At 41.3% G+C, this 22,535-nt stretch carries 28 protein-coding genes; 23 read left to right on the top strand and 5 right to left on the bottom strand.

What is annotated here, in order from left to right; translation table 11 throughout:
• Positions 1 to 10 precede the first annotated feature (10 nt).
• From NST18_RS08660 to NST18_RS08640, 5 genes are all read left to right on the top strand, one after another.
• A complete protein-coding gene (locus NST18_RS08660) occupies positions 11 to 451 on the top strand; it encodes a YpbF family protein (protein ID WP_004889791.1) in 441 nt (146 codons plus the stop codon).
• Positions 452 to 496: 45 nt separating this feature from the next.
• Positions 497 to 871 carry a hypothetical protein gene (locus NST18_RS08655; protein WP_192948307.1) on the top strand — a complete coding sequence of 125 codons (375 nt, stop codon included), beginning with the start codon at positions 497 to 499 and terminating at the stop codon, positions 869 to 871.
• A gap of 1 nt (position 872) precedes the next feature.
• A complete protein-coding gene (locus NST18_RS08650; RefSeq protein WP_004889794.1) occupies positions 873 to 1,634 on the top strand; it encodes a metallophosphoesterase in 762 nt (253 codons plus the stop codon).
• Between the two features lie 82 nt (positions 1,635 to 1,716).
• A complete protein-coding gene (locus NST18_RS08645) occupies positions 1,717 to 2,637 on the top strand; it encodes a MerR family transcriptional regulator (protein WP_004889795.1) in 921 nt (306 codons plus the stop codon).
• An 81-nt stretch (positions 2,638 to 2,718) separates the two neighbouring features.
• Positions 2,719 to 3,306, top strand: coding sequence for a genetic competence negative regulator (locus NST18_RS08640; protein WP_004889797.1), 588 nt, complete (start codon positions 2,719 to 2,721; stop codon positions 3,304 to 3,306).
• Positions 3,307 to 3,333: 27 nt separating this feature from the next.
• On the opposite strand, the gene NST18_RS08635 is transcribed toward NST18_RS08640, so the two are convergent.
• Positions 3,334 to 4,020: a PIG-L deacetylase family protein gene (locus tag NST18_RS08635; protein WP_035018575.1), complete on the bottom strand. Its 687-nt coding sequence runs from the start codon at positions 4,018 to 4,020 to the stop codon at positions 3,334 to 3,336.
• Positions 4,021 to 4,202: 182 nt separating this feature from the next.
• Here NST18_RS08635 and NST18_RS08630 point away from each other — a divergent pair, with 182 nt between their 5' ends.
• Together NST18_RS08630 and NST18_RS08625 are read left to right on the top strand one after the other, a co-directional pair.
• Positions 4,203 to 5,468: a Glu/Leu/Phe/Val family dehydrogenase gene (locus NST18_RS08630; protein WP_340721360.1), complete on the top strand. Its 1,266-nt coding sequence runs from the start codon at positions 4,203 to 4,205 to the stop codon at positions 5,466 to 5,468.
• 70 nt (positions 5,469 to 5,538) lie between these two features.
• Entirely contained in the window at positions 5,539 to 6,519 is a 981-nt protein-coding gene (locus NST18_RS08625) for a YpdA family putative bacillithiol disulfide reductase (RefSeq protein ID WP_004889803.1), read from the top strand.
• A 48-nt stretch (positions 6,520 to 6,567) separates the two neighbouring features.
• Here NST18_RS08625 and ypeB read toward each other — a convergent pair whose 3' ends face one another.
• From ypeB to prsW, 3 genes are all read right to left on the bottom strand, one after another.
• Complete coding sequence (gene ypeB / locus NST18_RS08620; RefSeq protein ID WP_064214470.1) at positions 6,568 to 7,914, bottom strand: germination protein YpeB; 1,347 nt, start codon at positions 7,912 to 7,914, stop codon at positions 6,568 to 6,570.
• A 12-nt stretch (positions 7,915 to 7,926) separates the two neighbouring features.
• Positions 7,927 to 8,772 carry a spore cortex-lytic enzyme gene (sleB, locus tag NST18_RS08615; protein WP_035018577.1) on the bottom strand — a complete coding sequence of 282 codons (846 nt, stop codon included), beginning with the start codon at positions 8,770 to 8,772 and terminating at the stop codon, positions 7,927 to 7,929.
• 95 nt (positions 8,773 to 8,867) lie between these two features.
• Entirely contained in the window at positions 8,868 to 9,542 is a 675-nt protein-coding gene (gene prsW / locus NST18_RS08610) for a glutamic-type intramembrane protease PrsW (RefSeq protein ID WP_340721359.1), read from the bottom strand.
• Between the two features lie 125 nt (positions 9,543 to 9,667).
• Here prsW and NST18_RS08605 point away from each other — a divergent pair, with 125 nt between their 5' ends.
• The 6 genes from NST18_RS08605 (at position 9,668) to fni (ending at position 14,239) form a co-directional block, all read left to right on the top strand.
• Complete coding sequence (locus NST18_RS08605; RefSeq protein ID WP_004889809.1) at positions 9,668 to 10,327, top strand: flagellar brake protein; 660 nt, start codon at positions 9,668 to 9,670, stop codon at positions 10,325 to 10,327.
• Between the two features lie 51 nt (positions 10,328 to 10,378).
• Positions 10,379 to 10,558 (top strand): YpfB family protein, encoded by a 180-nt coding sequence (locus NST18_RS08600; protein ID WP_035018578.1) that lies wholly within the window; start codon positions 10,379 to 10,381, stop codon positions 10,556 to 10,558.
• A gap of 75 nt (positions 10,559 to 10,633) precedes the next feature.
• Complete coding sequence (cmk, locus tag NST18_RS08595; protein ID WP_064214469.1) at positions 10,634 to 11,311, top strand: (d)CMP kinase; 678 nt, start codon at positions 10,634 to 10,636, stop codon at positions 11,309 to 11,311.
• Positions 11,311 to 11,892: a lysophospholipid acyltransferase family protein gene (locus NST18_RS08590; RefSeq protein ID WP_004889813.1), complete on the top strand. Its 582-nt coding sequence runs from the start codon at positions 11,311 to 11,313 to the stop codon at positions 11,890 to 11,892. The genes cmk and NST18_RS08590 overlap by 1 nt, the downstream gene beginning before the upstream one ends.
• 148 nt (positions 11,893 to 12,040) lie before the next feature.
• The gene (rpsA, locus tag NST18_RS08585) at positions 12,041 to 13,177 is read left to right on the top strand and encodes a 30S ribosomal protein S1 (protein WP_340721358.1); all 1,137 of its coding nucleotides are present in this window, start codon (positions 12,041 to 12,043) and stop codon (positions 13,175 to 13,177) included.
• 12 nt (positions 13,178 to 13,189) lie between these two features.
• Positions 13,190 to 14,239, top strand: coding sequence for a type 2 isopentenyl-diphosphate Delta-isomerase (fni, locus tag NST18_RS08580; RefSeq protein WP_004889816.1), 1,050 nt, complete (start codon positions 13,190 to 13,192; stop codon positions 14,237 to 14,239).
• Positions 14,240 to 14,289: 50 nt separating this feature from the next.
• Here fni and NST18_RS08575 read toward each other — a convergent pair whose 3' ends face one another.
• The gene (locus NST18_RS08575; RefSeq protein ID WP_088223253.1) at positions 14,290 to 14,394 is read right to left on the bottom strand and encodes a YpzI family protein; all 105 of its coding nucleotides are present in this window, start codon (positions 14,392 to 14,394) and stop codon (positions 14,290 to 14,292) included.
• A gap of 99 nt (positions 14,395 to 14,493) precedes the next feature.
• On the opposite strand from NST18_RS08575, the gene NST18_RS08570 reads away from it, so the two are divergent.
• The 10 genes from NST18_RS08570 (at position 14,494) to folE (ending at position 22,530) form a co-directional block, all read left to right on the top strand.
• A complete protein-coding gene (locus tag NST18_RS08570; protein WP_035018579.1) occupies positions 14,494 to 15,093 on the top strand; it encodes a YphA family membrane protein in 600 nt (199 codons plus the stop codon).
• Positions 15,090 to 15,986, top strand: coding sequence for a YIEGIA family protein (locus NST18_RS08565; protein ID WP_064214419.1), 897 nt, complete (start codon positions 15,090 to 15,092; stop codon positions 15,984 to 15,986). The genes NST18_RS08570 and NST18_RS08565 overlap by 4 nt, the downstream gene beginning before the upstream one ends.
• Positions 15,983 to 16,165: a capping complex subunit for YIEGIA gene (locus tag NST18_RS08560; protein WP_004889819.1), complete on the top strand. Its 183-nt coding sequence runs from the start codon at positions 15,983 to 15,985 to the stop codon at positions 16,163 to 16,165. Before NST18_RS08565 ends, NST18_RS08560 begins: the two co-directional genes overlap by 4 nt.
• Before the next feature lie 90 nt (positions 16,166 to 16,255).
• Complete coding sequence (gene der / locus NST18_RS08555) at positions 16,256 to 17,566, top strand: ribosome biogenesis GTPase Der (protein ID WP_004889820.1); 1,311 nt, start codon at positions 16,256 to 16,258, stop codon at positions 17,564 to 17,566.
• Between the two features lie 12 nt (positions 17,567 to 17,578).
• Positions 17,579 to 18,601 (top strand): NAD(P)H-dependent glycerol-3-phosphate dehydrogenase, encoded by a 1,023-nt coding sequence (locus tag NST18_RS08550; protein WP_004889821.1) that lies wholly within the window; start codon positions 17,579 to 17,581, stop codon positions 18,599 to 18,601.
• A 178-nt stretch (positions 18,602 to 18,779) separates the two neighbouring features.
• Positions 18,780 to 18,983 carry a DUF2768 domain-containing protein gene (locus tag NST18_RS08545; protein ID WP_004889822.1) on the top strand — a complete coding sequence of 68 codons (204 nt, stop codon included), beginning with the start codon at positions 18,780 to 18,782 and terminating at the stop codon, positions 18,981 to 18,983.
• A gap of 15 nt (positions 18,984 to 18,998) precedes the next feature.
• Complete coding sequence (locus NST18_RS08540; protein ID WP_004889823.1) at positions 18,999 to 19,721, top strand: hypothetical protein; 723 nt, start codon at positions 18,999 to 19,001, stop codon at positions 19,719 to 19,721.
• A 123-nt stretch (positions 19,722 to 19,844) separates the two neighbouring features.
• Positions 19,845 to 21,323 carry a stage IV sporulation protein A gene (spoIVA, locus tag NST18_RS08535; protein ID WP_004889832.1) on the top strand — a complete coding sequence of 493 codons (1,479 nt, stop codon included), beginning with the start codon at positions 19,845 to 19,847 and terminating at the stop codon, positions 21,321 to 21,323.
• A gap of 259 nt (positions 21,324 to 21,582) precedes the next feature.
• The gene (locus NST18_RS08530) at positions 21,583 to 21,855 is read left to right on the top strand and encodes an HU family DNA-binding protein (RefSeq protein ID WP_003394524.1); all 273 of its coding nucleotides are present in this window, start codon (positions 21,583 to 21,585) and stop codon (positions 21,853 to 21,855) included.
• Between the two features lie 111 nt (positions 21,856 to 21,966).
• Positions 21,967 to 22,530, top strand: coding sequence for a GTP cyclohydrolase I FolE (gene folE, locus NST18_RS08525; RefSeq protein WP_077428617.1), 564 nt, complete (start codon positions 21,967 to 21,969; stop codon positions 22,528 to 22,530).
• Positions 22,531 to 22,535 lie beyond the last annotated feature (5 nt).

Raw genomic sequence — 22,535 nt, 5'->3', positions numbered from 1 at the left:
AGGGGTGGCTATGATTTTCCCAATTGAATTAGATGAAGTGACAAAGGCGATTTTACAACGAATGATAACGCATAAAAGAGAATGGGAAGACATGAAAAAAAGAATGAAGTGGTCGTTCATTTTGTTTTTGTTTTCACTCGCTTTATTTGGATTGTATATATACCAAACGGTTGTTATTCCAAATCATTCGTCTACAGAACGAATGATTGTAGCAGCGATTGATGATGAACGCATTCTTTGGTTTACTGCATTCGTTGGATCGCTTGGTTGGTTTGTTTCATTTTGTAAAAAGAAAAGTGATAAAGCGGAGCAAGATTTCCATGCACTCCGCTGTGAGTTCATTCAAAAAAGTAGCGAATTACTTGAAAAACGAACGTGGGAAAAAAGGCATGTTCTTTACGAATGGATGAAAGAAACATATGATATCACGCTTTATCATGAAAATAAGTGACCACACACTCTCTCGCTTCATATGTTGAAAAAGGGAGGGGGCAACATGTGGTTTCTTTTTATTGTTGGATTGTTATGTGGCTATTTTATGATCGCTTGGACGCCAGCGGTCGAGCCGTTCGTGTTAGTTACATTTTTAACGGATATGATTTTTGATCCAATGAAAACATTTTTTGCGCTCGTCAGTTTTTTTATCGGTTTTATTGCCAACGCCGTGTTAATTCGTACGGCGACTTGGAATACGTTACAAGCATGGCGAAAGGAACCGACGAATCGAAAAGAGCAATTTCTTTCGTATAGCGTATTACTGACGTTTTTTATATTGGCGATGATTGATGTAAAAAAGACGACGATTTTTTTTCTCTTTTCTCTCATATATGGTATGATGTCAATGAGTGTATACAAAGAGAGGGAAAATTGAAATGGTGTATATTGTAGCAATATTTGTAGCACTTATGTTATACATGTGGATCGAAGCACATCGGAATCGTGTTATTTTTCATTCATTGCCATTTTCAACGTTTCCAGAAAGCTTTTCTCGCTTTCGTATTTTTTTTATTTCAGATATTCATCGTCGACGTGTATCGAAAACGTTAATTGGCTCATTAAAAGGAAAAGTCGATCTTGTTATTATCGGCGGCGATTTAACTGAAAAAGGGGTTCCGTTTTCGCGTGTTAAACGAAATATTGCGTTGTTGAAAAAGCTCGGTCCCGTTTATTTTGTTTGGGGAAATAACGATTACGAAGTAGATTACCATGAGTTAGATGCACTATTGCTTGAAAATGGCGTGAAAATATTAGACAATACGGCAGTTACGTTTGAAAGTGAGCAAGGTGATCGCATCGCTTTGCTCGGTGTCGATGATATGAACAAAAGGCGAGATCGGCTCGAGCTTGCGTTAAGCGATGCCGAACAGACAACTTTTCGCATCCTTGTTAGCCACGATCCGCGCATCATTGAAAAAATTAAGCCACAACATGAAATTGCGCTCGTTTTAAGCGGACATACGCATGGCGGACAAATTCGTCTCGGACCGTTTGGGCTATATGAAAAAGGATGTTTGCGAAATATAAATGGGACGATGCTACTTGTGAGCAACGGATACGGGACAACGACGCTTCCATTTCGTTTCGGTGCACGTGCGGAAACGCATCTGATCGAGTTAAAACATAAGAGAAGTTAAGCAAAACTTATACAAAATTTACACACCTCCGTCATGTTCGCTATAATGTTGACAGAATGATGCGAAAGATGGAGGATTTTATATGTCAACGCAAGAAGGAAAATATAATGTGAAAGCAGTGTCAAACATGTTAGGTATTCAGCCTGGGACGTTGCGAGCGTGGGAGCGCCGTTATCAAATTATCGCCCCACCGCGCAATGAAGCGGGACATCGTCTATATACAGAGGAACAAGTGCAAATATTGAAATGGCTAGTTGATAAAGTGAATCAAGGATTTACGATTAGTCAAGCCGTTTCTTTGTTAGAACAACGTCCTGCAGAAGTGCGCATGCAAGCAGAAGATCACATTACTACGCTTCGCGAACGGTTGTTGCAGGCGCTTTTATCGTTTGAAGAATGGAAAGCACATGAATTGCTCAATGAGGCGTTTAGTTTATATACGGTTGACAAAGTCGCGCTTGACTTGTTAAGCCCGCTTCTTGTACGGATCGGAGATTTATGGGGAAACGGAAAAATTACGAGCGCTCATGAACATTTTGCTTCCGCTTTTTTACGTTCACGGCTTGGGATGGCGTTTTCCATGCTCCCGGTTCATCGCTTGCTTCCAAAAACGATTTCCGTTTGCGGGCCAAACGAATGGCATGAACTAGGGTTACTTATTTTTACGTTATATTTGCGCAGAAAAGGATACGAGACTATTTATTTAGGTGCAACTATTGACCATCATGATTTACTGATTGTCATTAATGAAGTGAAACCATGTTATATTTTTTTATCGTGCACGTTACAACAAAACGTACAAGCGACGCTAAAACTCGTCGATCAATTGAAACAAACATACCCAGCGATTCGTATTGGAATTGGGGGACGAGCGTTTGATGAAGTCGATGAACAAATGAAAAGTAAATATGGCGATCATCTTCTCGGGCAGTCAAAAGAGCAATGGGATGAATGGTTAAAATCCAATGAAAAATACTTGTCTAAAAGGGAGAAAACGATGTAAACTCATTAGTAATATGACGAACATTTCTACATGTTCGTCATATGCTAACAGTAGAGTCTGTGTAGGTAAGGAGGGATGTTTATGCGGCTTGAACGCTTAAACTACAATAAAATTAAAATATTCCTCACATTTGACGATTTAGTCGAGCGCGGTTTAACGAAAGAAGATTTATGGAAAGATACGTTCAAAGTGCATGAGCTATTTCGTGATATGATTGAGGAAGCAAGTGAGGAGCTCGGCTTTGAAATTAATGGGTCGGTCGCTGTTGAAGTGTACTCTTTACCAGCACAGGGCATGGTCGTGATCGTAACGAGCGAAGGTGAGATGGCAGATGAGGAAGACGAGTTTAGCGACGATTATATTGAAATGCAAGTCACGCTAGATGAAAGCGATGATATATTTTTCGAATTTCAAACGTTTGAAGATGTCATTCAATTAGCGACGCGTCTTTATTCGCTCGGTTGTCATGGCGGCTCGCTTTACAGTTATGAAGGACGCTTTTATTTACATTTTGCAGAATCTGTCATTCCAACAGATGATTTTGTTGCTATTTTAGCTGAATATGGAAGCCCATCGACATTGACGATTTATCGTGTCGAAGAGTACGGCAAAAAATTGATCGCCAACGAAGCGATTGACCAAATATATAAATACTTTGTAAAAAAATAACCTTCGCTTATTGCGAAGGTTATTTTTTTAAAATGGGTAAGGTGGTTCATCTTCTTTTGTCCATGCACGTATAAAGAATTCCTTATTTTGAAATTTATGAAATGAGTCACGATGGACAGTTGGAAATACACGTTCAACGGATAAATGTTGTGTACGATGGGCAAGTAAAGCTTTGCGCACTTTTTTTGCTTCTTCATCTGTGAATGTGAAGACGATATCGATGTTTTCAATTGGGTCACCGTAACGATCCGGGCGACCAACGACAGTTACATAATACAACTGCTCTACAATATGATCCATCGATGTTACCGCTTGATATGTGGCGCGTTGAATCGCTTGATGGTCACGATGTCCCGAAATACCATGCGGCGGGAACGTTACGACAACGGTCGGCTTGTATTGTTCAATGATATGACGAATCGTATCGACAAGCTGTTTTTCATGTTCGGGTAATTTTCCATCAGGATATGTATCGGTAATGACATGATCAACACCTAAAATAGCCGCTGCTTGTTCCAATTCCTTTTTACGTACGTAGGGGAGCTCTTCTTTCGTACAAACTGGAGGGTTCCCACACTTTCCGGCATCGCCAAGCGTTGCGCTGTATACGATCGTTTCGACATCCTCACGCTTCGCTAATGTCGCAAGCAATCCTCCGACCGTAAACGTCTCGTCATCAGGATGTGCAAAACAAAACAAAATTCGTTTTTTCATCTTTCTCGCCCCTTTCTCTCGTACGTTCATTATATCGCTTTCGTATCGCGATGTGAATGATCGGTTTTTCTGAAAGCGATTACAAAAAACGATAAAAACTTCTTTGCATATGCGCATAGAAGGTGTATACTATGACATGAAAGGTGGACAATATTTTACAAAAGGTCATGGGAGGTTTACAAATGGTAGCCGAAAAGCATACCAACGAGGAAAAACATGATGTCCTACGAGCAACACAAATCGTCATACATAGAGCGCTCGAAAAGCTCGGATATCCTGAAGAGGTGTATGAGCTATTAAAAGAGCCGTTGCGCATGTTAACGGTGAAAATTCCGGTGCGCATGGATGATGGCTCAGTAAAAGTGTTTACTGGCTACCGTGCACAGCATAATGATGCGGTCGGTCCAACTAAAGGGGGTATTCGCTTTCACCCGAACGTCACGGAGCGTGAAGTGAAAGCACTTTCTATTTGGATGAGTTTAAAATGTGGGATTGTTGATTTACCGTATGGCGGCGGAAAGGGTGGAATTGTATGTGATCCGCGTACCATGTCGTTCCGTGAATTAGAGCGATTAAGTCGCGGTTACGTTCGCGCCATTAGCCAAATCGTCGGTCCATCGAAAGATATTCCTGCGCCTGATGTGTTTACAAATTCACAAATTATGGCGTGGATGATGGATGAATATAGCCGAATTGACGAATTTAACTCGCCGGGATTCATTACAGGAAAACCGCTTGTACTCGGTGGTTCACACGGTCGTGAAACGGCAACAGCGAAAGGGGTTACCATTTGCATTCGTGAAGCAGCGAAAAAGCGCGGCATCGACTTAAAAGGCGCGCGTGTTGTTGTGCAAGGATTCGGTAACGCAGGAAGCTATTTAGCAAAATTTATGCACGATGCGGGAGCGAAAGTGATCGGCATTTCTGATGCATACGGCGGTTTGTACGATCCGAACGGTCTTGACATTGATTACTTATTAGATCGTCGCGACAGCTTTGGTACGGTAACAAAGTTGTTTAAAAATACAATTACAAACAAAGAATTGCTTGAACTAGAGTGCGACATTTTAGTGCCAGCTGCGATCGAGAACCAAATTACAGAAGAAAATGCCCACAACATTAAAGCAAAAATCATCGTCGAAGCTGCAAACGGTCCGACGACGTTAGAAGCGACAGAAATTTTAACGGAGCGCGACATTTTAATCGTTCCTGACGTCCTAGCGAGCGCTGGTGGGGTAACAGTTTCTTACTTCGAGTGGGTGCAGAACAATCAAGGATACTACTGGACGGAAGAAGAAGTGGAAGAAAAGCTGGAAAAAGTGATGGTGAAAGCGTTTAATAACGTATACGAAACAGCGCAAACACGCCGTGTTGACATGCGTTTAGCGGCATATATGGTCGGTGTACGTAAGATGGCGGAAGCATGCCGTTTCCGTGGTTGGATTTAATGTTTGCATCAATACAAAAAATCTCCTATCATTATATGATAGGAGATTTTTTAATTGGAGTGAGCGTCAAGTGAAAAAAGAACAAATCATTATTGTTGGTGGAGGACCATGTGGGTTAGCAGCTGCGATTGCTTTACAAAACGCAAACTTTTCCCCGCTTGTCATTGAAAAAGGAAACATCGTCAATTCACTATATCATTATCCGACACATCAAACATTTTTTAGCTCGAGCGACCGCTTGGAAATTGGTGGTGTTCCGTTTATTACTGAAAATCGAAAGCCGAAGCGCAATCAAGCGCTCGTTTATTACCGGGAAGTTGTCACTCGAAAAAACATTCGCGTTCATGCATTTGAAAAAGTCGAACGCGTAACGAAGCAAGCGAATGGCTCGTTTATTGTTGAAACGAGCAAAGGTACGTATGAAGCAACATACGTCATTATTGCGACGGGATATTACGACAACCCAAATTATATGAACGTGCCTGGCGAACATTTGCCGAAAGTGACGCATTATTTTAAAGAAGCACATCCGTACTACAATACAGATTGTGTCGTGATCGGTGGGAAAAACTCGAGCGTTGACGCCGCGTTAGAACTCGTTAAAGCAGGGGCGCGCGTCACCGTTTTATATCGCGGTTCCCAATATTCTTCAAGCATTAAACCATGGATTTTGCCTGAATTTGACTCCCTTGTGCGCCAAGGGGTTATCACGATGGAATTCAATGCACATGTGAAAGAAATTACAGAAGACGCCGTCATTTATACAGTAAATGGCGAAGAAAAGAAAATAAAAAACGATTTCGTGTTTGCGATGACAGGATATCATCCAGATCATGATTTTTTAAAAAACATGGGCGTTCACATTGATGAGGAAACAGGGCGACCGATGTACAATCCAGAAACGATGGAAACAAATGTGGAAGGTATTTTCATCGCAGGCGTCATTGCGGCCGGAAATAACGCGAATGAAATTTTTATTGAAAACGGTCGTTTTCACGGTGACTTGATTGCTACATGCATCGTAGAAAGAGAGAAAAAAGCGTCCAAATAACGTTTGGACGCTTTTATTAGCACGAAAAAGGGGGGAATGTTTAGTCCCCTATATTTCACCATAAACCGGTTCAGGATTTTGAAGTTTTTCTACCTTTTCTTCAATTCCATTTTGTGCATTAATAAAAATGCGATATGTGTCATCTCCGAGCGTTCCTAAAAATTCATAGCAAAGCACTTCTTCATTCATGTTGTTCATAATAATCGCCTTTCTTTCTTCCATAATGGTAACATTCGGATTCATTTTTTTGCGCGCTTGCTCAATTGAAATTGCTGGTTTTGGAATCGTTCGTTCACGTTTTGACGATAAGTAATCGCGAGCGGAAAAGCCGATAATGTTTCCGTCGTCTAGTGCGATTTTCATTTTAATTGATTCAGGGTAAATACGAACACCATCTTTTGCTGTGACGAACGTGAGCATAGCAACGTGATCGTATTGAGTGCTTTCGTACAATTCAAAGTTGTTAAATTTATGTTGCTTTAAAAACTGAAGCCCGCGCATCGTCGCTTCGTTTAAACTGATGTTTTGTTTATTAACAGGACGATTTTCAATGACCCAAATCGGATATCCTCCTTTTTCGGTAATATCCATATACGTTTCACTCTTCGTTTTCGGATTTTTAATCGTCACACTATAAAATGCATCACTTGCACCTTCTCCGCTATGAACGACTTCGATTTTTTCATTCCCTTTTAAACCGAGAAACGTTTTTGCAATTTGTTTCGCTTCTTCTTTTGTAATCTTTTTCCCAGAAATATGTTTAAATCCTTTTTCTCTTTTTTCTACGCTTGTAAATGAAGGACCGAAATCAGTTTCATTATAAGATTGTACGTTTTTCTCAACCGTCTTAAATCCATCTATAATGGTGTTGTCGTTTGGATGATTGTTTGTCGCAAGTGCCAACTCGACATCCATCCAGCGCAAGTTGTTTTCTAATACAAGATGCTGGACGTTTCGTAACTCTTGTTGAATATCAGCAGATTTTTTGTATAGTTGTTGCAATGTTTTATATTCCTCTGCATTTAACGGCTGTTTATCTAAATCGCGAATGGCTGCACGATAGCTGAATGAACCAATATTCGATAAAAATTCTTCTGTTTTATTGAACGGCAAAAGAGAAAGTGGGAGCTGTCCAACGGTTGCGTGTGCTTCAGAAGCAAGGCGCCATACTTCTGCAAGCGCTGGCGACAACGATTGACGTGAGTTCATTGCAAGCGTTGTCCCAATTTGATCGTGAAGTAAGTCGATTTGATACGTTAAATCATGAAAGGCACGTTGATAATTGTTTTCAGCATGAATCAAAATGGCATTTTTTTGTTGATGCTCCTGATATCCCCAATAGGCTGTCCCTACAACGCCGATCGATAGTGCTCCAATGAGTAAAATTCGTAGCAAAAAGCTCCCCTCCTATTTACAAAAAATATGTTTTCCAATTCGTTTAATTTGTGGCCTACTCCAAATCCAACCGTTTGTCGCCGTATTTGGATTAAAATAATATAACGCTCCGCCTGACGGATCCCAGCCGTTTAACGCATCAAGCACAGCTTTGCGAGCTGTTTCGTTCGGAGTAAGCCAAATTTGCCCGTCTGCTACGGCTGTAAACGCTCCGGGTTCAAAAATGACGCCAGCTACTGTTTTTGGAAACGAAGGGCTATTGATACGATTTAAAATGACTGCTGCAACAGCCACTTGGCCGATATATGGTTCACCGCGTGCTTCCCCGTGTACAGCATTGGCCATCAATTGTATATCATTTTGGGAAAACCCGTTTGGCACATTTACCGCAGCTGCTTTGACACGTTTTACGGCTCTTTGTTTAGAGTTGCTACGTGTATTTGTCGTTTTTTTCGCAGTTGTTTGATTTTTGGCTTTCGTTTGCCGGACTTTTACTTGTTTGCTTAGCGGAACGCCACCGTAATGAGTAAATGTATTTCCTTTTCGCAAATTGTTATGAACAAATGATTTGTAATATTTTGAAGCTCGCACTAATTTTTTCTTTGTCGTTTCTCCGGCTAAACCATCTACGGGCAATTTAAATTTGTATTGAAAGTTTCGTAACGCCCAATACGTTCGCCAACTAAACACTCCATCAATTTTCCCTCGATAAAAGCCGAGATATTGCAATCTTGCTTGTAGTTCGATGACATCGTCACCGACAGCTCCGCGCTGGATAACTTGTTTAGAAAACGCGTGCACTTGCGATGTATAACTGAACGAAAAGATTAAAAACAAACAAATGAACCATTTGCGCATTGTGACTCCTCCCTTGTGTAAACAATACCTTTTGACGATATTTTTTGTCACAATGACGTTTTTATACATAACAAAACATAATAAAAAGCCAAGCGTTACGCCTGGCTTGATGATTGAGGGATCTCTATCGACATTCCTCTTGCAAGTTTTACTTTTCGTAAAGCGAGCCACCATAAAAAAATCATAAATGGAAGCATGTAATAAATCCAGCGTTCTTGTGTCAATAAAATGTAGTCGTATATGCCGTGAAATAAAAATGGGAGAAGGAAAGACAACCATATATAATTTTTTTCTTTCTTCGGCAAACTAAATTTTGCTCTTCCTAAATAAAAACCCATAATGACGCCGAATAGCGCATGGCTCGATACAGGTAAAAGCGCGCGGGTTACTGCAAATTCAACGCCGTTGGCAAATAAATATAAAATGTTTTCAAGCGTAGCAAACCCGAGCGATACACTTACTCCATACACAATGCCATCATACGGTTCATTAAATTCCCGATGATCATAAATGGCATAGTAAAACACAAACCATTTAAAAAATTCTTCCAATAAACCCGTTGATAAAAACGCTTCAACAAAACGGTTGGGCAACATATGCTCAACTTTTAAAACGTGTTGAATAAACATAAGTGGAAAAACTAAAAATGCACCGTATAAAAACATGCGTAAAACAAGTGATAACGGTTCGGTTTCGTATTCGTCCTTCAAATAAAAATAACTGAGCAACGCTAATCCGGGGGCAATCCCCGCAGAAATAATAGCCCACATAATTTCTTCCTCGTTCCCAATTCTTTTCTTTTCATTTTGATGGTATCATGTTATTGTCAAATTGAAAATGCTATGAGGTGTATTTTTCGTATAACGGAAATGTTTTAGTGAGGGGGATTTACACATTGGTTAAAATTGGGGTGCCGTTAACGCTTGAACTAAAATATAGCGAACATATGGAAAAATATAAGTGTAAAGTGGCTGAAATAGAAGACGGGAAAATTTACATTGATTATCCAATTGATATGAGCACAAACCGTACAGCATTTTTGTTAGACGGAACGCAGCTAAAGGTCAGTTTTGTCGGAGAAGATGAAGCAGTGTATGCGTTTGAAGCGGAAGTGCTAGGTCGCACAAAACGAAACATTCCGTTGCTCATTTTATCATATCCTGGAGACAATCAACTTCTTCGTATTCAACGTCGTCAGTTCGTGCGTGTCGATGCGATTGTTGATGTAGCGATTCATCCGTTACAAAATGAGTTTGTCCCATTTACGACCGTCACAAGCGACATAAGTGCAGGTGGGGCAGCAATTGTATTACCTCATCACGAAACAGGGATAAAACACGGGATGACCATTGAAATTTGGCTTGTGCTACATATGCGTTCAGGAGATTATCATTATTTACATTTTCCTGCCCGTGTTGTACGTATATTTGAGGAAAACGTCGTAAAAGCATCCTTGGAGTTTTTGGAAGTGAACGATGTTGATCGTCTCACATTAATTCGTTACAGTTTTGAAAAACAACTTGAACTAAGAAAAAAGGAGCAACTTGACGCATAAACGTGCACTCCTTCTCCCATAATAAGAATAAAATGGTGCGGAGGGAAAGAAGTGAAGAACGTTGAACGTATGTTATGGAAATTAGCAATCATTCAGTTTATTTTTTTACTCCTTGCTCAATTTATTGTTTCTCATTCATCGTTGGCTCCTTATATTGTAAAAGTCGTTCATTACGAAGGTGTCATGAAAAATTCCGAAACAAAAACGATTGAAACATTCGACCAACGATAAGCGGTATGGTACAATATAAGAAGCAGGAGCATTCCTGCTTTTTTGTTGAAAACAAAATGATTTACGGGAGGCATTATGGAAAAGAAAATTTCGATCGCGATTGACGGACCGGCAGCTGCTGGAAAAAGCACGGTCGCGAAACGATTAGCAGAAGCTTTATCTTATGTCTATATTGATACAGGGGCGATGTATCGCGCCTTAACATATTGCGCGCTTCAGCGCGGTGTAGACGTTCATAACGAAAAACAATTAATGAATGTACTTCATGATACATATATTGAATTAAAGCCGTCGCCGAGTGGACAACTTGTATTTGCAAATGGTGAGAATGTTACCGAAGCTATTCGAACAAATGATGTTACAAACAACGTATCGTATGTAGCAAAACATCCAGCTGTGCGCGAAGAAATGGTAAAACGCCAGCGGGAGCTAGGGCAGCATGGCGGTGTCGTCATGGACGGCCGCGATATCGGTACGCACGTGTTGCCACATGCTGAAGTGAAAATTTTTTTACTTGCCTCTGTTGAAGAACGCGCGAAACGTCGTCATGAAGAAAACGTTTTAAGAGGCATTCCATCTGACTTCGAGCAGCTAAAAGAAGAAATTGCTCGGCGTGATCAAATCGATTCTGAGCGCGCAGTTGCTCCCTTAAGAAAAGCAGAAGACGCGATTGAAATCGATACAACATCGTTATCGATCGATGAAGTGGTCGATCGCATTATGTGCATCGTTCAAGAAAGGGTGGAGGGGTAGTGAGTTTTTACACGTTTGCCCGCACAGTTGTAAAACAAGTGCTGACTCCGCTTTACCGAATTGAAGTAAGCGGAGTGGAACATATTCCAAAAGAAGGTGCTGTCATTATTTGCGCCAACCACATTAGCAACCTAGATCCACCGATCGTTGGTATCACATGTCCGCGCCCTGTTCATTTTATGGCAAAAGAAGAACTGTTTCGCACACCGGTTGTAAAACAACTCGTTTCACGCTTACATGCGTTTCCTGTTCGTCGTGGAATGGGGGATCGTGAAGCACTAAGAACGGGTTTAGCTTTACTGAAAGAGGGAAAAGTACTTGGATTATTTCCTGAAGGAACGCGAAGTAAAGATGGAAAATTAAAAAAAGGATTGGCAGGGGCAGGTTTTTTTGCGTTGCGTAGCGAAGCGGTTGTTGTACCGTGTGCCATTATCGGTCCTTATCGTATTGGAAAAAAGTTGAAAGTCATATACGGTGCGCCCGTTGATTTCACGCCGTGGCGGGAAAGAAGAGCGAGCGCCGATGAAGTAACGGCAGTTATTATGGAACATATTCAACAACTTTTAAACGAACATCAATAGTTATGACTTGACAAAATGAGCGTTTTAATACAGATTAGTGAAAAAGGAATTTTTTTCTTTGTGTCGAATGGACGAACACATTGGTGTTCGCCCATTGAACATATATTTCTGTCGTTGAGCAGGTGTGGAGTGTAAGGAGGTATTCACTATGGAAGAGATGAATCAAGTCGATGTGCGTGTCTACGAAGTAGGCGACACAGTAAAAGGACAAGTGACGAAAGTAGAAGACAAGCAAGTGCTTGTCGATGTCGAAGGAAGCAAGCTTGTCGGCATTATCCCGATTAGTGAGCTATCAAGCCTTCATATCGAGAAAGCAAGCGATGTCCTATCCGTCGGAGATGCGGTTATCGCAAAAGTGAAAAAAGTAGAAGACGAAGCGCTTATTTTATCGAAAAAAGCTGCAGATGCCGAAAAAGCATGGGAAGAGTTAGAGAGAAAACTCGCAAATGGCGACACGTTTAACGTAGTGGTGAAAGATATTGTAAAAGGTGGACTCGTTGCGGATGTTGGTGTCCGTGCATTTATTCCAGCTTCGCTTGTTGAAAAAGATTTTGTTGAAGACTTCACAGACTACAAAGGACGTACATTGGCTGTAAAAGTCATTGAGCTTGATCGTGAAAAAAATCGCGTCGTTTTATCACATCGAGCTGTTATTGAAGAAGAAGAGTCATCGAAAAAGAAAGCCGCATTACAGTCGCTTCAAGTTGGTCAAGTGCTTGAAGGAACGGTTGCGCGTATCACAAACTTTGGCGTATTCGTCAATATCGGTGATGTCGATGGTCTTGTACATATTTCTCAGCTTGCCCATACACGTGTAGATCATCCGTCAGATGTCGTAAAAGAAGGCGATGTCGTGAAAGTCAAAGTGCTTGCCATTGATGAGGAGAGCGGTCGCGTTTCTTTATCAATGAAAGCTGCACTTCCAGCTCCGTGGGATGACATTGAACAAAAAATAAAAGAAGGCGACGTGTTAGAAGGCACTGTGAAACGTTTGGCGCCATTTGGAGCATTTGTCGAAGTATTGCCAGGCGTAGAAGGGCTTGTTCATATTTCTCACATTGCAACGAAACATATTGGTGCGCCGCATGAAGTGTTAAAAGAAGGCGACGTCGTAAAAGTAAAAGTGCTTGCCGTAAACGAACAAGAAAAACGATTATCGTTAAGCATTCGTGAGTTGCTTGAAGATGACGTACAAGAAGACTATCGTGAATATACAACTTCAACAGAAACGACAGGATTCCAAATTGGTGAAGTCATTGGAGAGCAGTTAAAAAAATTAAAATAAATGGTGATTGCAGTGGAACGTGCAAAACGAAAACGACAACATATTGAATATGCGCTTGCAACAGGACAACGTCGCTTGCACGGATTTGAAGATGTGACATTTGTGCACAATAGCTTGCCGAATATATCCACTGCCCGTATCGATTTACAAACAAAAATCGGCGAACTTTCTTTACGTTCGCCGATTTTTATTAATGCGATGACGGGTGGTGGAGGTGCGGAGACGACAAAAATTAATGAACAGCTTGCTTACGTCGCAAATGAATATGGCTTAGCCATGGCCGTTGGTTCGCAGATGGTCGCTTTAAAAGATGAGAGAGAGCAACAGTCGTTTACCATTATTCGTCAAGTCAATAAGCATGGTATTGTATTCGCCAATTTAGGTAGCGAGGCAACGGTTGACGAGGCGAAACGTGCAATCGATATGATCGAGGCGAATGCGCTTCAAATTCATTTAAATGTCGTTCAAGAGTTAGTGATGCCTGAAGGAGATCGCAATTTTTGCGGGGCGCTTTCACGCATTGAACAAATTGTCTCTGCTGTTGATGTGCCTGTGATCGTAAAAGAAGTCGGATTTGGAATGAGCAAAGAAACAGCACGAAAGTTAGAAGATATTGGTGTGTGTGCCGTTGATGTCGGTGGATTTGGGGGGACAAATTTTGCGCAAATTGAAAATAAGCGGCGTGAAAACCAACTTGATTACTTTAACGAATGGGGAATAACAACGACAGCATCGATTGCGGAAGTGGCGTCCGAAGTCCAGCGTATAAGCATTATCGGAAGCGGAGGAGTACAACATGCACTCGATGTGGCCAAATGTATTGCTCTTGGTGCTTCTGCGGTAGGCATGGCGGGCTATATGTTGCGTCTCTTGATTGAAAAAGGAGTGGACGCACTTATGGCAGACATCAATCAGTTGCACGAAGATTTAACGGTCATCATGACCGCACTAGGTACTCGAACGATTTTTGACTTACAAAAAGCTCCCCTCGTCATTACCGGAAAAACGCATCATTGGTTGCGCGAGCGAGGTATTGAAACAACGCGTTATAGCCAACGATAACGAAAAAGGTGTCCCAAAAAATGGGGCACCTTTTTGATGTTTGTAGAAGCTTATTTTTCTGTTTTTGTGCTTCCTTTAAAATTTTTCGCAGGATCGCGATCAGACTCCACGCGTCGCGATTGCTTTAACTTTCTCTCTTGGCGATCTTTCCCCATCTTTATCCCTCCTTAGTTTTTATTTTGCCCATTCTCTTTTTTCACATGTGAAGATTAAATTTTTTAAAAAAAGACATACTGGAAAGTGGAGGTGTTATGGTGGAAGGAAGTTATTTTTATTGGCTTTCTTGGTTTTTATGGATTGTTTACACGTTTTTTGCTCCGAAAAACCGCATTCGTCTATTGATCTGTCTATATGTTTTATTGTTAATTACGCTATCTATTCATGAGATAACGGTGTATTCATTCTCTGTTTCACTTGCTTACATTCTCATGCTCATCGTTAGTTATTTTTTTGTAATGAGGCAAAGGGGAAAAGCGTTCGTTTATTTTGCGTTTGCTAGTGCCAGTTTGACTATGTTGTATGCCGCATTTCATTTTTTATTGTTATTTGATCCGGTTTGGGTGTTTGCTGAAGCGACATGGTTGCTTGCGCTCGTCCTTTTGTTTACATCGTTTGTACTATATCGCTCATTTTATGATCGTTTACTTGTGTTAACGGTCGGTTGTTGTCAAGGTGATTTCTTATACGCATTTGTGTTAAAGCAATTTTCCTTTCCCCATTTGATCGGTTCTCTTTCTTTTTTGGATGGATGGGTGTTAGCGAGCGCCTGTTTATTTGGATGGCAATGGCTTGAACAGTTACCGATGTACATCGATACACGATTTCAAAAACGAGCAAGGGAGGTTAAGACGTGAACGAATATACGTACCCGATTTTATTTGGCGTAACGGTCGGTGTGTTAACGCGTCTATATTTATTAAAGACGGACTACCGTCAATATCCAACGTATTTGCATGGGAAAATTATTCATATTGCACTTGGTTTTATTGCAGCTGGACTTGGAACGATTGCGGTGCCCGCCATTATGGAGAAAGAGTTTGCAGCTATCACATTTTTAGCATTAGCTGCTTCGCAGTTTCGTGACGTGCGCAACATGGAACGGAATACGTTAAATGAGCTTGACCAATACGAGCTTGTTCCGCGCGGCAAGACGTACATTGAAGGGATTGCGATTGTTTTTGAAGGGAGAAACTATTTGGTTATTTTTGCGTCATTTTTAAGCACGTTTGCTTATTTAGTTTGGAATATATGGCTTGGAATTGTTGCGACTGCCATTTCGTTTATCCTTGCTCGCAAATTCATGTCCGGCAGTCGGCTTGGTGATATTGTCGAAGTGGAATATGTAAAACCACATTTTAAAGGGGCGGGGTTGTATGTTGATAATATTTACATCATGAATATCGGGTTAGAAGCACGTCGCGAAGAAATTTTACGGTATGGCATGGGCTTTATTTTAAAGCCGAAAAACTTTAACGCTCGCTCTACGATCGCAAATCTTGGTCAACGCCAAGCAATTTTACATGATATTTCAACAGCATTAGGCGTATATCGCGACTCGGGCACGCCAGCGCTTGTGCCGCTTGCGAAGCGTGATTTAGATGATGGTCGAGTTGGCATTTTTATTTTACCGCAAGAAAAAGATATCGAAAAAGCAAAAGCGATCATTCGTAATGTACCGACGTTAGAAAATGCAATTCGCATGCCGACGAAGTCTGAAACGAATCAAGCAGGGAAGGTGTTAAAATGACCGTAGAAAAAATGATTTTAGCTGTCATTACGACGTCACCACATAAAGTGGCGGGCGGGGTGACGTTCGTTTGTGAAACCGATGAAGAAATGCAGCGCATCGCAGCCAATTTAGAGGCGATTTTAGATGGCATTGCTCATGCATTAAGCGATGATTTGCTCATTATTGTGAAACATTGATTTTTTTGATAAAATGGGAAAGCTAGCCCCTTCAGTGGAAGGGCTTCTTTTTTGTTCGGGTTTCGAATTTTAGTGAAGGAGTGTGAGAATATGTCGAAACCGGTTGTAGCGATCGTTGGTCGCCCAAATGTCGGGAAGTCAACGATTTTTAATCGCATTGTCGGAGAACGTATTTCTATTGTAGAAGATGTACCAGGAGTAACGCGCGATCGAATTTATAGTAGTGCGGAGTGGTTAAATACAACATTTAACATTATTGATACAGGTGGGATTGATATTGGCGATGAGCCGTTATTAACACAAATTCGTCAACAGGCAGAAATTGCGATCGACGAAGCGGACGTCATCATTTTTATGACAAACGGTCGAGATGGCGTCACAGCAGCAGACGAAGAAGTAGCGAAAATTTTATATCGTTCTAACAAACCGGTCGTTCTAGCCGTAAACAAAATTGACAATCCAGACATGCGTGAAAACATTTATGACTTTTATACGCTCGGATTCGGAGAGCCGATTCCGATTTCTGGCACGCACGGACTAGGCATCGGAGATTTGCTCGATGCGGTCGTTGCTCATTTTCCTAAGCGTGAAACGAAAGAATACGATGCGGATGTTATAAAGTTTTGTTTAATTGGTCGTCCGAACGTTGGAAAATCATCACTTGTTAACGCTATTTTAGGGGAAGAACGGGTCATTGTGAGCGATATCGCAGGAACGACGCGCGATGCGATCGATACAACGTTCAAGAGAGATGGACAAGAATATGTCATTATTGATACAGCAGGGATGCGCAAAAGAGGAAAAGTGTATGAAAGCACCGAAAAATATAGTGTATTGCGAGCGCTAAAAGCGATCGAGCGCTCCGATGTGGTGCTTGTCGTCATTAACGCTGAAGAAGGGATTATTGAGCAAGATAAAAAAATTGCTGGGTATGCGCATGAAGCGGGTCGAGGTGTCGTCATCGTTGTAAACAAATGGGATGCAATTGAAAAAGATGAGAAGACGATGAACGAGTTCGAGAAAAAAATTCGCGATCACTTTCAATTTCTCGACTATGCACCGATCGTATTCGTATCCGCAAAAACGAAACAACGGTTGCATAAGTTGCTTCCTGTTATTCAAATGGTAAGCGAAAATCATGCGATGCGTGTCCAAACAAATGTATTGAATGAAGTGCTTATGGATGCGATTGCGATGAATCCGACACCGACACATAATGGCCAACGATTAAAAATTTACTATATGACGCAAGTTGCAGTGAAACCACCGACGTTCGTTGTGTTTGTCAACGATCCTGAACTCATGCATTTTTCGTATGAACGCTTTTTAGAAAACCGTATTCGCGATACGTTCGGATTTGAAGGAACACCGATTAAAATCATTGCACGTCCGCGAAATTAAAGGGGTGATCAGATGGTTGCAGTATTAGGTGCTGGTAGTTGGGGCACAGCTTTGGCGATCGTCCTTGCAGATAATGGACATGACGTTCGTCTTTGGGGACAGCGTCAAGAACAAATCGATGAAATTAATGAAAAACATATGAATGAAAAATATTTGCCGAATATTCATCTTCCTGAAGCGATTGTTGGCTATGTAGATCTTGCCAAAGCGCTTGAAGGGGTTGAAACGGTCGTATTAGCTGTTCCAACGAAAGCGATTCGCGATGTATTACAGCGCGTTCGCACATGCGTGAAACAGCCGATTACGATCGTTTCGGTTAGCAAAGGAATCGAACCGGATACACATAAACGTATTTCAGAAATTATTGAAGAAGAAATGCCAGCCCATTTGTTACAAGACGTCGTCGTTTTATCAGGACCGAGCCATGCGGAAGAAGTGAGCTTACGCCATCCGACAACGGTAACAGTATCATCGAAAAATATGGAAGCAGCCGAGCGCATTCAAGATTTATTTATGAATCATCAATATTTTCGCGTATATACAAACCCAGATTTAATCGGAGTGGAAATTGGTGGGGCGTTAAAAAACATTATTGCGCTAGCTGCTGGCATTACGGATGGGCTTGGTTATGGGGATAATGCCAAAGCGGCGCTTATGACGCGAGGGCTTGCGGAAATGGCTCGTCTTGGTAGCCGTCTCGGTGCCAATCCGCTAACATTTGCAGGATTGACAGGGATCGGTGATTTAATTGTGACGTGTACAAGCGTTCATTCGCGCAACTGGCGTGCGGGCAATTTGCTTGGCAAAGGATATGCGCTTGATGACGTGCTAGCAAATATGGGAATGGTTGTCGAAGGTGTGCGAACGACTAAAGCTGCCTATCAGTTAGCGAAAAAAATGAACGTCGATATGCCAATTACAAATGCGCTTTACGATGTGTTGTTTAACGGAAAAGATGTAAAAAGTGCAGTAGATTCGTTGATGGCGCGTGGAAAAACATCGGAACTTGAAGATTTGGCAAACATTTCGCTATAATTTTCTTTGAAATAGGCATGTGAAGAGCGCTTTGTTATAGATATTGCATACAATGCTATAAAAACATTCTCAGACTCGAATGGATGGTGCATGTTTAGTCATCGTCTGAAGTAAAGACGCCCCGCTTTACTTCAGCTTTTTTATGTGACGACGGGATAAAAGAAAGCGAGGGAGAGCGATGTCACCAGGTCTTTTAAAAATGTGGATTTCATTAACAGGAATCGGTTTAATGTTTGTTGCCGTATTTTCGATTTATTTTAGTCGATATAAGGTAAAAAACAAGATTATCAAAATCATTTTAGCGACGATTGCATACATAAGTATGATCATCGCTGGCCTCATTATCGTATTTGTCGTATTTAGCGGGCCGGTTCAAGAATAAAAGGATGGATGAAAGATGAAAAAGTGGCTATATTCTATAATGATTGCTATTTTATCAGTCTTATTATCTGGATGTTTATATCCGCAAGAGCGATTAGCACAAAACAAAATTCCGTATAAAGAACAAGTCGATCGTGTGCAACAAGCTGTAAATGAGTATCGACAAGCGACAGGTGGGTTACTACCAATTAAAACACGTGATATGTCTACACCAATTTATCAAAAATATCCGATTGATTTCAATTTGCTTGTGCCGCGATATATGGCTGAGCCGCCAGGAAACGCATTTGAAAGCGGTGGGGTGTATCAATATGTTCTCGTTGATGTAGAAACAAATCCGACAGTGAAATTGCTAGATTTGCGAGCGGCAGAAGCGATTCGCGATTTAAAATTGCGCATTCGTATGTATCAAGATGCGCATGGTTACCCGCCATTTAAAGAAATGTTGGCGAAAGGGGTATTTACGCTCGATTATAAGAAACTTCGTTTAGACGCACCTCCTCATGTTGTCAGCCCATATTCAGGCAAAAATCTTCCGCTCATTATTGACGGCAAAGGAGAAATTTATATCGACTATCGCATGGATTTGTACGAAAAACTGCAAACAGAGCCTCATAACTATCGATACGGGGACGATATTCGCGATCTGCTTGTCAAACATTCGCTTTTCGTACCTGCATATTCCCTTCCTTATACGATTGATGAAAAGAAAAAAGAGCCAATTTTTCTTGTGAAATAAGTCATGATCCCTTCCCTAAATAAATACATTTTAGAGAAGGGATTTTTTAGTCATAAACAAATAGGACAACAACATATGCATATAATGTCCTCATATGTTTTAAATATAAGGGAGGGAAGGCAGTTGGAAAAGGTCGATCTTTTTAAAGATATTGCTGAACGAACAGGCGGAGATATTTATTTAGGAGTGGTCGGAGCCGTTCGAACGGGCAAATCGACATTTATTAAAAAGTTTATGGAACTTGTTGTAATTCCGAATATTCAAAACGAAGCAGATAAAGCTCGTGCGCAAGACGAACTGCCACAAAGTGCAGCAGGAAAAACGATTATGACGACAGAACCGAAATTTGTCCCAAACCAAGCGGTAAAAGTAAAAGTAGACGATGGACTTGAAGTGAACATTCGTCTTGTCGATTGTGTCGGTTATACTGTACAAGGTGCAAAAGGGTTTGAAGATGAAAACGGGCCGCGCATGATTCATACACCATGGTATGAAGAACCAATTCCGTTTCAAGAAGCGGCAGAAATCGGTACACGAAAAGTTATTCAAGAACATTCGACGATTGGTGTCGTCATTACAACCGATGGCTCAATTGGAGAAATTCCGCGCGAAAATTATGTCGAAGCGGAAGAACGTGTCGTCAACGAATTAAAAGAAGTTGGCAAGCCGTTTATTATGATTATTAATACAGTACGTCCACAACATCCAGAAACAGAAACGTTGAAGCGGCAATTAAGCGAAAAATACGACATCCCGGTGCTAGCCTTGAGTGTGGAAGGGATGCGGGAAGCCGATGTGTATCAAGTGCTTCGTGAAGCATTATATGAATTTCCAGTATTAGAGGTGAACGTCAATTTACCGAACTGGGTTATGGTATTGCGCGAAAACCATTGGTTGCGCGAGAGCTATCAAGATGCGGTGCGTGATACTGTGAAAGATATTAAGCGATTGCGCGATGTCGACCGCGTTGTGCAGCAATTTAGCGAATATGACTTCATTGACGAAGCACGTTTAGCTGGCATTGAAATGGGGCAAGGTATTGCAGAAATTGATTTATATGCTCCAGATGAGTTGTACGATCAAATTTTAAAAGAAGTTGTCGGCGTTGAAATTCGTGGGAAAGATCATTTGTTGCAATTAATGCAAGATTTTGCTTATGCGAAAGCGGAATACGATCAAATTGCCGATGCGCTTCGCATGGTGAAACAAACAGGTTATGGCATTGCTGCTCCGTCGCTTTCTGATATGAGCTTAGATGAACCGGAAATTATTCGTCAAGGATCTCGCTTTGGCGTGCGACTAAAAGCTGTGGCACCGTCCATTCATATGATTAAAGTGGATGTGGAATCGGAATTTGCACCGATTATCGGAACAGAAAAACAAAGCGAAGAGCTCGTCCGTTACTTAATGCAAGATTTTGAGGACGATCCGCTTTCCATTTGGAACTCTGATATTTTTGGTCGTTCGCTCAGCTCCATTGTTCGCGAGGGCATTCAAGCGAAACTAGCACTTATGCCTGAAAATGCCCGCTATAAATTAAAAGAAACGTTAGAGCGCATCATTAACGAAGGCTCCGGTGGACTAATCGCGATCATTTTATAAAAAGACTCCGTTTGGGGTCTTTTTTGCTTTGAAACAAAAATTTTCTCTTGCAGTAAAAAAGCGCGATATGATAATCTTTATTCAGAAAATGTTAGGTTCGTTGGAGAATAGTAGGCAAATTGCATGATTTTACTCGAAAAATGTTGAATTATGAGCAAGAATCAGTTAATATAAGGCATGTTAATGTATAGAAACAATAGAAAGTGTAAACAACTGAAAGTAATGTATGATACATATGCTTTGGGAGGAGGTGAGTGGCATGAACAAAACGGAATTAATCAACGCGGTAGCTGAAGCAAGCGGCCTTTCTAAAAAAGATGCATCTAAAGCGGTTGATGCTGTTTTTGACGCAATTACAGAAGCGCTTAAAAACGGTGATAAAGTGCAATTAATCGGTTTTGGTAACTTCGAAGTACGTGAGCGTGCGGCGCGCAAAGGACGCAACCCGCAAACAGGAGAAGAAATCGAGATTGCTGCAAGCAAAGTTCCTGCTTTCAAACCTGGGAAAGCGTTAAAAGATGCTGTAAAGTAAGAAATTACATACAGCCAAAAGAGGTAGCCGGTTGCGAGCTGCCTCTTCTTTTTTGCCTTTTTTCATCTTTATGTGCTAGAATCGGATTACGTGAAGTTGAATGGTAGGAGGATGCAACAAATGAATGTACAACAAATTGAACAAGCGGTTCGCTTAATTTTAGAAGCGATTGGCGAAGATCCAAATCGTGAAGGGTTGCTCGATACACCGAAGCGGGTAGCAAAAATGTATGCGGAAGTGTTTTCTGGTTTAACCGAAGATCCGAAAGTGCACTTGCAAACGGTATTTAGTGAAGACCATGAAGAACTTGTCCTCGTCAAAGACATTCCGTTTTATTCAATGTGTGAACATCATCTTGTTCCGTTTTTTGGTGTGGCCCACGTCGCATACATTCCACGTGGCGGAAAAGTGACGGGATTGAGCAAACTAGCACGAACGGTCGAAACTGTTGCGCGACGACCGCAATTACAAGAACGAATTACAGCAACGGTAGCCGATGCCATTATGGAGACGCTCGAACCGCATGGGGTGATGGTTGTTGTGGAGGCTGAACATATGTGTATGACGATGCGTGGTGTGAAAAAGCCAGGAGCGAAAACAGTTACAACTGCGGTACGTGGAACGTTTGCAACAGATGACAAAGCTCGTTCCGAAATATTAGCGCTGATTAAATAGGAGGG

This window comes from Anoxybacillus sp. FSL W8-0104, from assembly GCF_038004465.1.
Taxonomy (GTDB): domain Bacteria; phylum Bacillota; class Bacilli; order Bacillales; family Anoxybacillaceae; genus Anoxybacillus; species Anoxybacillus flavithermus_G.
The sequence above is the reverse complement of the archived record's forward strand: the minus strand, read 5'-3'. Positions and strand labels throughout refer to the sequence as shown.